General features: G+C 33.8%; 13 protein-coding genes and 1 riboswitch. Of the genes, 8 read left to right on the top strand and 5 right to left on the bottom strand.

Going from position 1 to position 16,174, the window contains the following annotated elements:
- Positions 1 to 45 precede the first annotated feature (45 nt).
- From MPR_RS04445 to MPR_RS04430, 4 genes are all read left to right on the top strand, one after another.
- Entirely contained in the window at positions 46 to 405 is a 360-nt protein-coding gene (locus MPR_RS04445; protein WP_041889599.1) for a PUR family DNA/RNA-binding protein, read from the top strand.
- A gap of 67 nt (positions 406 to 472) precedes the next feature.
- Positions 473 to 540: riboswitch (Fluoride riboswitch) on the top strand.
- A 31-nt stretch (positions 541 to 571) separates the two neighbouring features.
- A complete protein-coding gene (locus MPR_RS04440) occupies positions 572 to 1,831 on the top strand; it encodes a chloride channel protein (protein WP_041889597.1) in 1,260 nt (419 codons plus the stop codon).
- Positions 1,832 to 2,124: 293 nt separating this feature from the next.
- A complete protein-coding gene (locus tag MPR_RS04435; RefSeq protein WP_041889595.1) occupies positions 2,125 to 3,678 on the top strand; it encodes an FMN-binding glutamate synthase family protein in 1,554 nt (517 codons plus the stop codon).
- A gap of 94 nt (positions 3,679 to 3,772) precedes the next feature.
- Complete coding sequence (locus MPR_RS04430; protein WP_041889593.1) at positions 3,773 to 4,678, top strand: DMT family transporter; 906 nt, start codon at positions 3,773 to 3,775, stop codon at positions 4,676 to 4,678.
- A gap of 38 nt (positions 4,679 to 4,716) precedes the next feature.
- Here MPR_RS04430 and MPR_RS04425 read toward each other — a convergent pair whose 3' ends face one another.
- The 3 genes from MPR_RS04425 to MPR_RS04415 form a co-directional block, all read right to left on the bottom strand.
- Positions 4,717 to 5,655 (bottom strand): pyridoxal-phosphate dependent enzyme, encoded by a 939-nt coding sequence (locus MPR_RS04425; RefSeq protein WP_041889590.1) that lies wholly within the window; start codon positions 5,653 to 5,655, stop codon positions 4,717 to 4,719.
- Between the two features lie 61 nt (positions 5,656 to 5,716).
- A complete protein-coding gene (locus MPR_RS04420) occupies positions 5,717 to 6,649 on the bottom strand; it encodes a peptidylprolyl isomerase (protein ID WP_006257002.1) in 933 nt (310 codons plus the stop codon).
- Between the two features lie 59 nt (positions 6,650 to 6,708).
- Complete coding sequence (locus MPR_RS04415; protein WP_041889587.1) at positions 6,709 to 7,866, bottom strand: MFS transporter; 1,158 nt, start codon at positions 7,864 to 7,866, stop codon at positions 6,709 to 6,711.
- Positions 7,867 to 8,139: 273 nt separating this feature from the next.
- Between MPR_RS04415 and MPR_RS04410 the strand changes: the two genes are divergently transcribed.
- The 3 genes from MPR_RS04410 (at position 8,140) to rplS (ending at position 9,750) form a co-directional block, all read left to right on the top strand.
- The gene (locus tag MPR_RS04410; RefSeq protein ID WP_041889584.1) at positions 8,140 to 8,472 is read left to right on the top strand and encodes a DMT family transporter; all 333 of its coding nucleotides are present in this window, start codon (positions 8,140 to 8,142) and stop codon (positions 8,470 to 8,472) included.
- Between the two features lie 58 nt (positions 8,473 to 8,530).
- Entirely contained in the window at positions 8,531 to 9,214 is a 684-nt protein-coding gene (gene trmD, locus MPR_RS04405; protein WP_041889581.1) for a tRNA (guanosine(37)-N1)-methyltransferase TrmD, read from the top strand.
- 185 nt (positions 9,215 to 9,399) lie between these two features.
- Complete coding sequence (rplS, locus tag MPR_RS04400; RefSeq protein WP_006263034.1) at positions 9,400 to 9,750, top strand: 50S ribosomal protein L19; 351 nt, start codon at positions 9,400 to 9,402, stop codon at positions 9,748 to 9,750.
- A gap of 101 nt (positions 9,751 to 9,851) precedes the next feature.
- Here rplS and MPR_RS04395 read toward each other — a convergent pair whose 3' ends face one another.
- Both MPR_RS04395 and MPR_RS04390 read right to left on the bottom strand, forming a co-directional pair.
- Entirely contained in the window at positions 9,852 to 13,535 is a 3,684-nt protein-coding gene (locus MPR_RS04395; protein WP_041889578.1) for a M1 family aminopeptidase, read from the bottom strand.
- A 3-nt stretch (positions 13,536 to 13,538) separates the two neighbouring features.
- The gene (locus MPR_RS04390; RefSeq protein WP_006263032.1) at positions 13,539 to 14,414 is read right to left on the bottom strand and encodes an ABC transporter ATP-binding protein; all 876 of its coding nucleotides are present in this window, start codon (positions 14,412 to 14,414) and stop codon (positions 13,539 to 13,541) included.
- A 222-nt stretch (positions 14,415 to 14,636) separates the two neighbouring features.
- Between MPR_RS04390 and MPR_RS04385 the strand changes: the two genes are divergently transcribed.
- Complete coding sequence (locus MPR_RS04385) at positions 14,637 to 16,142, top strand: SulP family inorganic anion transporter (RefSeq protein WP_041889573.1); 1,506 nt, start codon at positions 14,637 to 14,639, stop codon at positions 16,140 to 16,142.
- The last annotated feature ends 32 nt before the right edge of the window (positions 16,143 to 16,174 follow it).

Genomic DNA, 16,174 nt, shown 5'->3' with positions numbered 1-16,174 from the left:
TTTGAATGCTATATGAACAAATCAATTAATTGATAAGAAGGAATTATGAGAGATAACGAAATGTTAGAAAAAGAAGAAATTTTTTCAAAAGTACTAAGAGCGGGTAGAAGAACTTATTTCTTTGATGTTAGATCTACAAAGGCAGATGACTATTACATAACAATTACTGAGAGTAAAAAGTTCACGGAAGAAGATGGATCTTTTCACTTTAAAAAACACAAAATCTATTTATACAAAGAAGATTTCGGTGCTTTTAGAGAGATTTTAGATGAGATGACTCAATTCGTAGTAGATCACAAGGGAGAAGAAGTTATTTCTGAGAGACATCAAAAAGATTTCAAAAAAGAATATCAGTCAGAGAATGAGGTAAATTCATTTACTGATGTTAGTTTTGACGATATTTAATAGAAACACACAAAATAAAATAGGTCCGAGTTCTTTAGCTTGGACTTTTTTTTTACCTTTGACTTATTAAATCATGGGCAATGATGTCTGCCTCGAACCGCTTCTCTATAGAATGCTGATGACGTCTAACATAATAGTATACTAACGTAAAACTGAATGATAGACTATGCATTTTAATTTCTCAAGCTTTAAACAAGCCTTTAATCCAAAAAACATTTCTTTTTCTCTACTGATAAGATGGTTCATTGTTATCTTACTCTCGGGGATATTAATAGGTAGTATATCTGCACTGTTTCTATATGTATTAGAAAAGGTGACAGCAATAAGGAGTACACACACTTACTTATTATACGGTTTACCTATTGGTGGATTTATAATAGGATTATTATATCACTACTACGGCAAAGAAGCTAATCAAGGTAACAACCTAATCATAACAGAATATCACACCCCTTCTAAAACAATACCCTTCAGAATGTTTCCTTTAGTACTGTTAGGGACTTGGGTTACTCATCTCTTTGGAGGTTCTGCAGGTCGTGAAGGCACTGCTGTGCAAATGGGAGGTACTATAGCAGATCAGCTTGGTAAATATTTACATCTAGGTGCTGAGGCTAGAAAGACTATTCTACTGATGGGAGTTAGTGCTGGATTTGCCTCTGTATTTGGTACTCCTATAGCAGGCATTTTCTTTGCATTTGAATTAATGCTTCTAAGAAATTTTAAACTTCATAGTCTATTGCCTGTTGTACTGACAGCTTATATAAGTCACTACACTTGTATCGCCTGGGGAATACATCATACTATATATACTGTGGATGTACCTGTCTCAGATATGATGATTACCCTACTGAAATGTGTTGTAGTAGGAGTCGTCTTCGGTCTAGCAGCTTATTTATTCATCCTGTGTTTACAAAAATGGGGAAAGCTTTTTACAACAACAATCACCTACCCTCCCCTAAGACCATTTATAGGAGCATTACTCTTTATACTATTAATCCATACCATAGGTAATGAAAGCTACTTAGGACTCGGTGTTCCAACAATCGTAGAATCTTTTACTACTTCCATGAGTTGGGAAGTATTTATACTAAAAATAGCATTCACCACATTAATCTTAGGCTCGGGCTTTAAAGGAGGCGAAGTGACACCTCTATTCTTCATAGGAGCAACACTAGGTAGTTTTCTCTCTATCTATATAGGCTTACCTATAAGTCTTATGGCTGCTTTAGGCTTTGTAGCTGTTTTTGCAGGAGCTACTAAAACACCTCTCGCTTGTACATTTATGGGAATAGAACTTTTTGGCATAGAATATGCTATATTACTAGCAGTAGTATGCTTTGTAGCCTATTTTACATCAGGGAAACAAAGTATCTATAGCGAACAGTTTAAAAACAAGAATAAGATAATAGATATAAAATTGAAATAAGTGTATATAATCAAAGGATAAATAGCATATTTTCAAAGTACTAGTAGTAAATTAGTATTAAATTATCAATATGATATTTTCAAGGCTTTATATTCACAAAATTATAATTACAAAAACGAGGTAAATTCAAAATCTTTGCTACCTTTGCTTCGTAAATTTCATAAGGTATTGATTGATTTGAGACTAAGAAATTAGGGCAATCTTCATAAAATAACTTATGAAAAAGAATAACAAAATAAACGCTAATTCTATTACAAACTAAACAACAAAAGATTGCATTAAAATTCTATTTTATGTTTCACAAAAAATTTTTAAATCGGTTTACATTTGGACAATTAACGATGGCTATCGTTTTCCTTTACCTTATTTACGCAATTACTTCATTTGTATTGTACCAATCAACTGCTAGTATAGTAAATATCGTTATTTCAGGTTTTCTTGCAACACTTGCTATAATCGACAAAATACAAAACAAACATACAATTCGTAAAAACTACCCAATTTTTGCACGATTCAGATATATGTTTGAATCAATCAGACCAGAGATGCGTCAGTACTTTTGGGAAGGAGAATTAGACGGTAAACCATTCAATAGACGTGAGCGTTCTATTGTTTATCAAAGAGCAAAAAACGAGAAACAAACTGTTTCTTTTGGTATGCAAGATGACCCTAACCGTATCGGTTACGAATGGGCTTCTCACTCAGTATACCCTAAACATATATCAGATACAAATTTTAGAACTACTATCGGTAGTGACTTATGTAGCCAACCTTATAGTGCAAGTGTTTACAACATTAGTGCGATGAGTTATGGTGCTTTAAGTAAAAAAGCTATTACTGCTCTTAACGAAGGAGCTAAGATTGGTGGTTTTGCACACAATACAGGAGAAGGAGGTATTAGTCAATACCACCGTTCTGGAGGAGATTTAATTTGGCAAATCGGTACTGGATACTTTGGATGTCGTAATGAAAAAGGTTTCTTTGACGATACTTTATTCGAAGAGCGTTCTAACTACCCAGAGGTAAAAATGATTGAGCTTAAATTATCTCAAGGAGCTAAACCTGGTCACGGAGGTCTTTTACCTGCTGAGAAAAATACAGTTGAGATTTCTAAAATCCGTAGTATTACTCCTCACACTACAGTACACTCTCCATCAGGACATACAGCTTTCTCTAATCCTACTGAATTAGTTCACTTCATCGCTAGATTAAGAAAACTATCTAATGGTAAACCAATTGGTTTTAAAATCTGTATTGGTAAGAAAGATGAGTTCTTAGATATCGTAGCTGCAATGGTTGAAACAGGTATTCACCCTGACTTTATCACTATCGATGGTGCTGAAGGAGGAACAGGAGCTGCACCATTAGAGTTTATTGACTACATGGGTATGGCATTAAATGATGCTTTAGTATTCGCTAATAAAACATTAATCGAAAACGGATTAAGAGATAAAATAAAATTACTTGCTTCAGGACGTATTATCTCTGCTTTTGACATTGCTAAAACAATGGCTTTAGGTGCAGATGCTTGTTATAGTGCTCGTGGTATGATGTTCGCATTAGGATGTATCCAAGCTCTACAATGTGATAGTGGTCACTGTCCAGTAGGTATTGCAACTCAAGATGAGACCTTATACAAAGGATTAGACGTTACAGACAAGAGAATGCGTGTTGCTAACTTCCATAAAAACACAATGAAAGCTTTAGGTGAATTCATCAGTGCTTGTGGATATGAAAACACTCAAGAAGTTAACCCTAAAACATTCTACAAACGTATTGACCACGGAGTGATCAAAAGTTTCCAAGAAATGTATTTCGGTAACTTAGATACTAGAAAAGTAAAATAGTAAGCTGACTAAGCTTCGTTTATATAAAAGACCACAAAGTTATTGTGGTCTTTTTTTATATTAGCCCTATCAAAACAACATAATAATAAACGCCTTGAAACTTAAACTAAAACATTGGGTAACACTCATTATCCTTTCCTTAATATGGGGATCGTCTTTTATCCTTATCAAACGAGGTTTAGAATATTTCACTCCTATACAAGTAGGTGCACTTAGAATTACTTTTGCAGGTTTATTCTTGTTGCCTATTTCTCTAAAGCATATTAAAAAATTACCTAAGAAAACATTTCACTGGTTGTTTCTTACTGCTCTAGTAGGAAGCTTTATTCCTATGTTTTTATTCCCAATAGCAGAAGTACACCTAGATAGTTCTATCGCAGGAATATTAAATGCCTTAATGTCAATATTCGTAATTGTATTAGGTGTTTTATTCTTTAAGTACAAAACTCATCTAGGGGAAGTCACAGGAGTTATTCTGTCTTTTATTGGAGTCATTTTATTATTACAATCTCCAGACTCTACAGGTCTTGTATCTGATGATTGGTTCTATCATTTATTATTAGTAATCGCTTCCTTAATGTATGCTTATAGTGGTCTATTGACTCAGAAATACATGGGCAATATTCCTCCTATTGTCTGGACAGCATTTATAGAACTAGTCTTACTTATACCTGCTTTAATCGTATTGGTATCATCAGGCTTCTTTCAAACCATAGGTGAACATCCTGAAGCGTTAAAAGGACTTGGTTTTGTATTTCTATTAGCTCTATTCGGCAGTGCCTTAGCTAATATTTATTATTATAAACTAATACATGAAACAAATGCTAGCTTTGCCTCTTCTGTGTCCCTACTAATGCCTTTAGTAGCTTTCTGTTGGGGATTATTAGATGATGAAGTATTAGGTATCTTACAGATATTAGGAGGTATACTAATCGTAGCTGGACTTTACTTCGGTAGAAAAGAAATAAAACTTCCTGCTCTAAAAAAGAAACCGATATAAAAAAGGGTGTCATTAGTTTGACACCCTTTTTTAATGATTTATTCGAAAGGTAAATTATTCAAATCTACATTACCTCCTGAAAGAATTATACCTACTTTCTTTCCTGCAAAAGAAGGTCTTTCTTTTATTAATACTGCTAAAGCAACAGCACTACTTGGTTCTACAACAATCTTCATACGTTCCCATATCAAACGCATAGAACTAATAATTTCATTTTCTCGTACACGTATAATCTTAGAAACATGATCTTTAATAATAGGGAATGTAATATCGCCTAACTGGGTGCGCAAACCATCAGCTATAGTATCTGTAGTCTCATTACACTCGATCTGCCCACTCATTAAAGAACGATAGGCATCGTCAGCTTCTAAAGGCTCACCTCCTATTACCTCTATAGTCTCCTTACCAAAAGCTTTTGCTGCTAATGCAGTACCTGCAATTAGGCCTCCTCCACCTACTGGAGTGATGATAACATCTAGATCAGGGTAAGCTTCTAACAATTCCATAGCAGCAGTACCTTGTCCCATAATAACATCTTTATTATTAGATGCATGTATAAATGTCGCTCCTGTATCCTCTATTACTTGATTACAAATACGTTCTCGAGACTCTAATGTCGCAATACAATCCATAATCTCTCCTCCATAAGCTATCACAGCATTACGCTTAACATCAGGAGCGTCTTTAGGCATTACGATATAACATTTCACTCCAAGGTATTTAGCTGCAAGAGCTAAAGCCTGAGCAAAGTTACCAGAAGAGTGAGTGATTACTCCTTTTGCTCTCTGATCATCTGTTAACTGAAGAATAGCATTGGCTGCTCCTCTCATCTTAAATGCACCTGCACGTTGAAAATTCTCACACTTAAAGTACAAATCGTTACCTAAAAAGTTTTCTATTTGACCAGACTCCATAATTGGAGTATAACGTGCATACGGTCGAATACGTTCTAAACAAGCTAAGAAATCCTCTTTCATAAAATGTAATCATTTAAACAAAAAACTCCCAACTGTAAGTTGAGAGTTTTTATATAACTTATTATTTTACGTCCATTAACTCTACGTCAAATACTAAAGTAGCATTTGGAGGAATAACCCCACCTGCACCAGCTTCTCCATATCCTAAGTAAGAAGGGATAACAAATCTAGCTTTATCTCCAACGTTTAATAAAGCAATTCCTTCGTCCCATCCTTCGATTACATAACCTTGTCCTAATGGGAATTCAATAGGTTTTTTTCTTTTATAAGAGCTATCAAACTCTTGTCCATTTGCTAAAGCACCTTTGTAGTGTACAGAAACAGTTTTTCCTTTCTCTGCTTTCTTACCTGTACCTTTAACAATCATTTGATATCTTAATCCACTTGGAGTTTCTTCAAAACCAGCAGATAGCTTCTCTACTTCTACTAATGCTGCTTTTTTCGCTTCAGCTTCTCTTTTTTCTCTAGCTCCTTCGAAAGTTCTGAAAGCTTCAATAGCATTCCATTTCTCAGCAGTCTCTCCTACTCTTACAATCTCTACAGACTCTAAAATATCTCCTTGTGCAACTGCATCTACGATATCTTGTCCTTCAACAACTTTACCAAAAACAGTATGTTTACCATCTAACCAAGGTGTAGCAACATGCGTAATAAAGAACTGAGATCCGTTAGTACCAGGACCTGCATTAGCCATAGATAATACTCCAGGACCATCATGTCTTAAAGCTGGGTGGAACTCATCATCAAATTTATAACCTGGACCTCCAGAACCTTGACCTAATGGACAACCTCCTTGGATCATAAAGTCAGGAATAACTCTGTGAAACTTAAGACCGTCATAATAAGGTTTCCCTTGTGGACGTGCACTATTTTCTAAATTACCTTCTGCTAAAGCTACGAAGTTACCAACTGTACCAGGTGTTAATTCTTCTGTAAGCTTTACTAATATTGCTCCTTTTGATGTGTTGAACTTAGCGTAAATACCGTTTTCCATTGTTCTAATTTTTATCGTTTTTGAATTACTTCACTTAGTCTTAAGACTAATTCTTTCTTTTATGATTTCTTATTTGCAGCAAGATATACTACTAGAGATAATAATGCTAAACACATACCTCCTATACATACTCCACTCCATCCAAAAAACTTCCACAAATATAGTCCAAAAGCCGAGCCAAAAGCAGTTCCAAGGAAACTAAATGACATATAGACAGTATTTAATCTATTACGAGCCTCTGGTAAAAGAGAATAAATACGCGTTTGATTAGACACATGTATAGTCTGTAATCCTAAGTCTATCAAAACAATACCAATAATAAGTCCTATCACTGAGGCACCTGAAAAATAAAATATAACAAAACTTATGAATGTCATGAATATGCCATATAATATCAACTTTCTAGCTCCTCCTGCTCCCCCTATTTTTCCTACTAAAGGAGCTGCAAAAGCACCACATGCTCCAATCAGTCCGAATGCTCCTATTACAGCTGAATCATATCCGAAAGGCTCATTGTGTAAAAGTAATACCATCGTAGTCCAAAAAGTACCAAACTGGGCAAAAGCTAAAGCTGTCACTCCTGTTGATTCTCTTAATACAGGTTGTTCTTTTATTAGGACAAAAAGAGATTTATATAAGTCTTTCACCTTTCCATTAAAAGTAGGTTTATTATATGGTAATCTAATTTGAATCATGATTACGATAATAACACTTACTATAGTAGCTATCCAAAACATACCTCGCCATCCTAACCACACACCTACAAAGCCACTAAGCGTTCTAGAAAACAGTATCCCTATAAGTAATCCACTCACTACTGTTCCGATTACTTTTCCACGCTGTTCATCGGAAGATAAACTAGCAGCTAATGGCAAGACTAGCTGAGGGACAATAGAGGTCGCTCCTAATACAAAACTAATGATCTGTAATAAAAAGAAATTTTGAACAACTGCAGTTAGCGCCAAAGCAATAGTAGCAAATATCGTTGTTATAATAATTTGCTTTTTCCTTTCAAGCATATCACCTAAAGGAATCATTAAAAACATCCCGACAGCATATCCTGCTTGTGTCAGATAAGTAAGTGTCCCTGCTGAAGCTTCTGAGACACCAAATTCTTCTGATATCAAAGGAATTAATGGTTGACAATAATATAAATTAGCAATGATTAGTCCTGTAATCGCTGCCATAAATAGCACATTTGATTTTGATAAACTCATAGATACAAATTTAGACTAATTCAGATGTAGAAATCTTAAGCTAGCGTAAGAAATTATAATTTTTACAGTAAAATTAGAAGTATTACAACAGTCTATTTATTTTATTTAGACTCATGACTATCATAGAACTTAGTTTCTACTACTCATAATTACATTCTAACAAGCTATATGCCATTCCTTCTAATAAAGTACTGAACAATTCATAAATCGTAAGGTATTTTACTTTAGATGATTTCAATAGACCTAATAAAAAACTATTTTTGCAGTAAAAAAATGAAGAATATACTATTCTTACTTCTTGCTATACTCTTAGAGACTATAGCCACAACGACACTTAAAGCTAGTGAAGGTTTTACTAAGCTTATTCCTACAGCGATTACCTTATTAGGCTATGCAGGTGCTTTTTACTTATTAAGCTTGACCTTGCGTACTATCCCTATTGGTATTGCTTATGCTTTATGGTCAGGTATTGGAATTGTATTGGTAACTATAGCTGCTTATTTTTTATATAAACAAAAACTAGACACACCAGCCTTGATTGGGATAGCATTTATAATTGCAGGAGTCTTAATCATTCAGCTTTTTTCAAAAAGTCAAGCTCACTAATACAATTTTGTAGGTTACAGAATACAATTGTACATTTGCCAAAATATCAAAAGTCATTATGCGCATAGACATTATTTCCGTTTTACCAGAATTAATAGAGAGTCCTTTTCAAGCCTCAATCCTAAAAAGAGCAATAGAGAAAGGATTAGTAGAAGTACATTTTCACAATTTACGTGATTATAGTACTAATAAGCATAAGAATGTAGATGATTATCAATTCGGTGGTGGTGCTGGAATGGTTATGAGTGTAGAACCAATAGATAAATGTATTACTGCATTAAAAGCAGAGAGAGAATATGATGAAGTAATCTATATGACTCCTGATGGCGAAACTTTAAATCAACAAATGGCCAATGGAATGTCTATGCTTAAGAACATTATCATTCTATGTGGACACTATAAAGGAGTAGACCAACGTGTACGAGACCATTTCATCACAAAAGAGATTTCTATAGGAGATTATGTATTGTCTGGTGGAGAGTTAGGAGCTGCTATCTTATGTGATGCTATTATCCGTCTTATCCCAGGCGTACTTTCTAATGAAACTTCAGCATTGACTGATAGCTTTCAAGATAACTTATTAGCCCCTCCTATATATACTAGACCTTCTGAATATAAGGGTTGGAAAGTTCCGGATGTATTACTAAGTGGAAACTTCGCTGCTATAGATAAATGGAGAGAAGATATGGCTTATGAACACACTAAAACAAGAAGACCAGATTTATTAGAAAGAGAAGATTAAATATAATATTTTTCATTTATAAAGTAAACAATACTTTAATAACAAACAGAATAACAAGTAGTTATTTATTAAAAATAATCACTTATTATTCTGTTTTATTTTTTATATTTGCACTCGATTTTAGACCAACCTCTGGCGAGGTCCGTGTATGTTGTTCTGAAAAATAACTTTTATACATTATTACAATGGCAGATTTAATGAAATTCGTTCAAGACGAATTAGTTGCAAAAAAAGATTTTCCTCAATTCAACGCAGGAGATACTATCACTGTTTACTACGAAATTAAAGAGGGTGACAAAAAAAGAACTCAGTTCTTTAAAGGTGTAGTTATCCAAAGAAGAGGACACGGTACTACTGAAACTTTTACTATCCGTAAAATGTCAGGTAACGTAGGTGTAGAGCGTATCTTCCCAATCAACATGCCAGCTTTAGAAAAAATCGAAGTTAATCAAAGAGGTAAAGTACGTAGAGCTCGTATCTTCTACTTCAGAGAGCTTACTGGTAAAAAAGCAAAAATCAAAGAAAGAAGAAGATAATCAACTTTCTAAGAGTTATAAAAAAAGAGATTGTACAATGTACAGTCTCTTTTTTTTATGTCAAAAAAAGGGAAGAGATAATTAAATCCCTTCCCTATATATTAATTTACACCTTTTCTATTATCATAAGATCTTGTGTCGATCAACTTATTATATGGATCGATACCAACCTCTGTTGGTTTCTCGTCTACTATAATAGTAAAATCATTCATAATATCTGATACTTTTACTTTTTTCAGATATAAGACTTTCTCTTTACTATTTTTAGACTTGTCTTTTACATCCTCTTGTGCAAAAATCCCTATTTCTATATAATCTGCTAATGGAAGTGATTTAATTTCTACTCCTTTATCCGATTTGTAGACACGTGTATTCAGATCAGAACCAGACTTAGTCGTTGTATCCGTATAGCTCTTTTCTCCTTTATCATCAGCTCTATATTTACTTACGATAGCTTTAATTTTCACTTCATACTTACCATTGTCTAACTTTTTCACTTCTGCTTTATCTATGTAATTGTCATATAAAGTAATTGTCTCAAACATATCCTTAACTAAGTATTTCAGTGAGTCAGGAGTTGCCTCTTTAATATCCGCTACTAACTCAGATGCAGTAGTATAAGGAGCATCTTGAAAAGCTACCTTTTTAATATATCCTTTTAAAACATCATTAAGCTGCTTATCTCCCAGATAATCACTCATCGTGTAGAATACTAAAGAGCCCTTTTGATAATGGATATACTGTTGGTTTTCATTATACATCAATGCTTTTTCTTTTTTACTCTCACCACTACGTCCTCCTAAGTATCTATCTAATGCTTCTTTCAAGAACTTACGCATCTGTCCTTTTCCATATTCTGCTTCTAATACTTTTAAAGAACTATATTCAGCTAAACTCTCAGACAACATCGTTGCACCTTGGACATAAGCCCCTATCACTTGATGCCCCCACCATTGGTGCGCTACCTCATGTGAAGTTACTGCGAATGGATAATCTACCTTATTATCTGCCTCTTCATCTACTTTAGCAATAAATCCAATAGCTTCTGAGAATGGTATTGTATTCGCAAATGACTGTGCAAAAGATCCCATTGAACTAGGAAATTCAATAATACGAACTTGTTTATGTTGGTATGGACTAAATTCTTTCTCATAATAAGCTAGGGACTTCTTCACTCCATTTACCATGCGATCAATATTATATTCATGCCCTTTATGATAATACACCTCTATATTAATATCATTCCATTTATCGCGTTTCACTTCATATCTAGCAGAATTATAAGCATAGAAATTCAGCATTTTCTGATCCATTTTATAATGGAAATAGCGTCTCCCCCCTTCTGTCCACTCTTTCTGTAGGTATCCAGGAGCTATCGCTATTTGATCTGCTGATGTACTTACAGTAGTTTCAAATGTTACCCAATCTGAGTCAGAACTTATATAAGTATTTTGTAATGCTTTCTTATCTGTTTGCTCAGCCATGCGCTCTTTTGGTTTTAGACCATACTTTTTACGCACCTCATCATCTGATAATTCACCTCTACTTATATATCCGAAAGAAGGAAACAACTCACCATTATTAATGAATGTACCATTCTCTAGTACAGAAGAATTACTGCGAATAGCGGTATTTTCTTTATTCTTTACTTCAAACTTAAACACCAATTTCTCTCCATGAGCTAAAGGCTTAGTTAATTTATATAATCTAATACCAATCACAGTATCATTTAATACTTCTTTTGCTCCATCAACAGTAATGGTATTAATATATTTTTTAACATAGTTTACATAAAGACTATCTACGGCTTTCTCATTCTTGTTCTCTAGTACATACTGTCCTTTTGCTAAAAAGTCCCCTTGCGCTGGATATAAATCGAAATCTACTTTAATATCTATAATACGAGGAAGAATCATATTCTCGTACTTCTTGTAAGTCTTTTCATACTCTACTGTTAATAATTCATCTTCTTTTTCTGAAGTATACTTATTTAATACAGTATTTTCATAGTATAGATATCCACCTAAACTAAAGAATCCTATACCAAAAAGTACAATAACACTTACTATACCTTTGTTAACTCTTTTTCTAGCAAAATATAATCTCTCTTTCAAATTATTCACTATACCTCTTCTCCAGAACAATAATGTCAATCCACTTAATGAAATAATAAACATTACCCAATAAAGAGCATAGATATAATATCTACTTAAGTTAGAACCAAAACCATTCATATCAGAATAGGGTGTTCCTGGTAGTTTATTAAAAAAGAAGATACGTTGCTCAATACCTAACTTTGACAATTGTCCTCCAAATAAGAAGAACACAAATAAAACAAAGAAGCCTACTAGATAGTTTCTAAAATAAGTTTGAACCGCAATAGCTAAACCTGCCCAAATCATATACCATATCCAACTTATTCCTATTAACTCTTTAAAATATAGTCCTATCTCAAAGTTGTAATAACCATTGTGTATTTGTACAATAATCCCTCCTATCATAATCACTAATAACAAGAATAACTGTACTACGATCAGACTAAAAAGCTTAGAAAAGAAAAATACATAGTTAGGAGTTGGCGTAGCATCTATTAATAAGTCCATTCTTGACAACTTTCCTCTATGCACTAGTAATCCAGCTCCTAAGAAAGTAATAATGATGATGACCAACTGAAATGTAGATCCTGGTATTCCTAACATTAAGCGAGTTATTGGATATACTGTGGTTCCATATAAAGAAGTCGCTGAAGAAGAGACTAACAACATCATTAAAATACCTAATCCTACTAGGATCATAAACACTTTATTCTTAGCTAGATATTTTATCTCTCCTTTAGCAAAACTAAATATATTACTCCATTGTGTTCCTAATGAAAAGTTATAGCTAACCTTAGGTAATTCAATACGCACTATTCCTCCGAAATTATTCTTCGTTACGCGTTCAGATTTCTTAGACTTTCTACTAAAAGTAAATGCTTGCTGTGTAAACGTAAAGAACTTTGCAAGACCTCCTAAGAACAATAAAGATACCGCTAACCAAATTCCTCTATTTAATAGATACCACTTTTCTATAGGAAGATTATTATTGTTTATTTCATCCACTGTCCAGTACTCAGTATAATATCTTAAAGCCGAACTTCCTGAAGGATCTAATAAAGCAACTAATTCTTTATTATCCATATCATGTCCTAAGCCCCCTATTATCCCTTGTATAATCAATAAGATCACCATAGAGACAAAACCGATATACACACTTCTAGACATTGTCACTACAACAAATACAATACTACCAAAGAATATCATATTAGGAATAATGGTCAATAAATACACCTGTACATAACTCCAAAGCACATTCTCTCCTAATAAATTAGTATTAGCCCACGGTAGTAACGTCGCTAGGAATATACCAACACCTATCGTTAAACTAATTAATAAGGTTACTAAAAATGAACTTAAGAATTTTCCTGCTAAATATTCTCTTTTAGAAAAAGGATACGAGAATAGAATATGATGTACTTCATAACGAAAATCTCTATAAATAGAAGCTCCTATAATAGAAGGAAATAAGAAATAAAGTAAATTATTAAAACCTTCTATAAAATTAGCCAATACATAAGGTGAATTAAACTTCATTAGAGAACTTGACGTTACTTTCACTATATCAAAAACTCCAACGGCACTAGCCATACTTAAAAAACCTAGCAAAAAGAATAACACTAGGTATAGATAAAATACCCAGTTCTTTAACCAGCGTTTTATTTCAAATGAAAAAATAGTTCCAAACATCGTTTATCCGTTTTTAAGTGCCACAAAATAAACATCTTCTAAACTTGGCTGTACTGATACAAAACCTGCTTCTGTAAGCGAATCCTCTGAATACACTCTAATGTTTAGCTTATTATCTTGATTATATTTTCCAGACAGTATCATAAGCTCCTTATTCAGTTCTTCTGCTACTTCACGAGTAGTTTCTCTAGTCCAGATCTTACCTTCCAACTTCTGTTCAGCTTGCTTAGGTGTACTTCTTTCTAATAGATTTCCTCCATTTAGAATAGCCATCTCATGACATAGCTCATTTACATCATCTACGATATGAGTCGAGAATATCACTGTATTATTATTACCGATCTCTCTAAGTACATTTAAGAAGCGGTGTCTCTCTGCAGGATCTAGTCCAGCTGTAGGTTCGTCTACTATGATTAACTTTGGATCATTTAATAACAATTGAGCAATCCCAAAGCGTTGTTTCATACCACCTGAATATCCACTCACACTTTTACGACGAACTTCATAAAGATTCGTTACCTCTAATACTTTCGTTACTATTTCCTTTCTTTCAGTAGCTTTTGATATCCCTTTTAATCGAGCGAAATAATCTAATAGATCTACTGCTGACATATTAGGATATACACCGAAATCTTGTGGTAAGTAACCTAATAGTTTTCTGAACTCACTTTGTTGTTCTAATATATTGATATCGCCGAAGTGAATTGTTCCACTATCTGGTTTTTGAAGAGTAGCGATGGTACGCATCAGAGATGACTTACCAGCTCCGTTAGGCCCTAGCAGACCAAACATCCCTGCTCCTATCTCTAAATCTAAATTATCTATTGCCTTAACCCCATTTTTATAGGTCTTGTTCAAGTTTTTAATAACTAATTTCATAATCACATTTTTGGTTCTATATCATAAGTAGCAAAAAGTATAATTATGTTACATTATTTTTTAATCTTTTTTTAACAAGTGTGTTTTTATTCATTATTTACAATCATACATTATAGTAAGCATATCACACTTCCATTGACTTTAAAGCATAATTTCTATTGTTTCAATAAATATAACTTTATCATTTATACCTTACTTTTACACCTTCTAAACATCTATTAAATGTTACAACGCTTATTTGGTTTCCAAAATCAAAACATCAGAATTCAAAGTGAAATACTAGCCGGTCTAACCGTAGCTATGACCATGATACCAGAATCACTGTCTTTTGCCATACTAGCTGGCTTACATCCATTAACAGGATTATACGCTGCCTTTCTTATGGGGATTATAACAGCTGTTTTTGGAGGAAGACCAGGTATGGTCTCAGGAGGAGCTGGTGCTACTATCATTGTCATGATATCACTTATTGCTATGTATGGAATAGAGTACTTATTCGCAGCAGTAGTATTAGCTGGTATTATACAAGTATTAGTAGGAGTGCTTAAGTTAGGAAGGTTTGTACGATTCATACCTCAGCCTGTCATGTATGGGTTCTTGAATGGATTAGCTATTGTAATATTCTTTGCACAAATAGCCCAATTCAAAATTGATATAGAGGGAGTTAATACATGGCTTAGCGGAATGGCTCTATACATAATGATAGGATTAACCCTATTAACCATACTAGTTGTAACTATCTTTCCTAAAATCACTAAAAAAGTACCTGCTACTCTTGTTGCTATAATTGTAACTACAGCAGTTGTGTTTTTCTTCCAAGTAGACACTCGAAAAGTTATGGACATCGCTCATATCAGTGGTAGCTTACCTAGCTTTCATATTCCTTCACTCCCTTTTACACTAGAGACTTTACAGATCATCTTGCCCTTTTCTCTGGTTATGGCAGGAGTAGGTTTAGTAGAATCTTTACTAACCTTAAGTATCGTAGACGAAATCACCAATACAAAAGGAAATAGTAATAAAGAATCTATTGCCCAAGGTATAGCTAATATCACAAATGGATTCTTTGGAGGTATGGGAGGTTGTGCCATGATAGCACAGACTTTAGTTAACTTAGATGCAGGAGCTAGAAGTAGACTAGCTGCTATTATTGGCTCGCTTACCATCTTAGCCATTATATTAGTTGGCGCTCCTATCATTGAACAGATACCTATAGCTGCATTAGTAGGAGTGATGATGATTGTCGCGATTACTACATTTAAGTGGGTATCCTTTCAGTTAGTGACCAGAATGCCTAAAGCCGATATCTTTGTTTTATTTCTAGTTACTATTATTATTGTAATCACACATAACTTAGCCTTAGCTGTACTAATCGGTGTAATCGTTTCTGCTTTAGTATTTGCTTGGGACAATGCCATACGTATACGAGCTAGAAAATCTTTTGACCCTCACGGCAATAAAGTCTACGCTATTTATGGTCCATTATTCTTTGGGAGTACCACTTCTTTTATTGAGAAATTTACTCCTCTTACAGACACTCCTGTGGTATACTTAGATTTTAAAGAATCTAGAATAGTAGATATGTCTGCTATAGAAGCTTTGAAAAAGCTAATCGATAAATATCAAGAACAAAACAAACAAATCTTACTTATCAATGTCAATGCTGAAAGCAAAAGATTGTTAATCAATTCTAAGCTTTTCAACAGTAACTTATTAGAAAACAATTAGATTGATATATTCCAGTAGCCTATTATCAGAGT

It is taken from the genome of Myroides profundi (genome assembly GCF_000833025.1).
Classification (GTDB): Bacteria; Bacteroidota; Bacteroidia; order Flavobacteriales; family Flavobacteriaceae; genus Flavobacterium; species Flavobacterium profundi_A.
The sequence above is the reverse complement of the archived record's forward strand: the minus strand, read 5'-3'. Positions and strand labels throughout refer to the sequence as shown.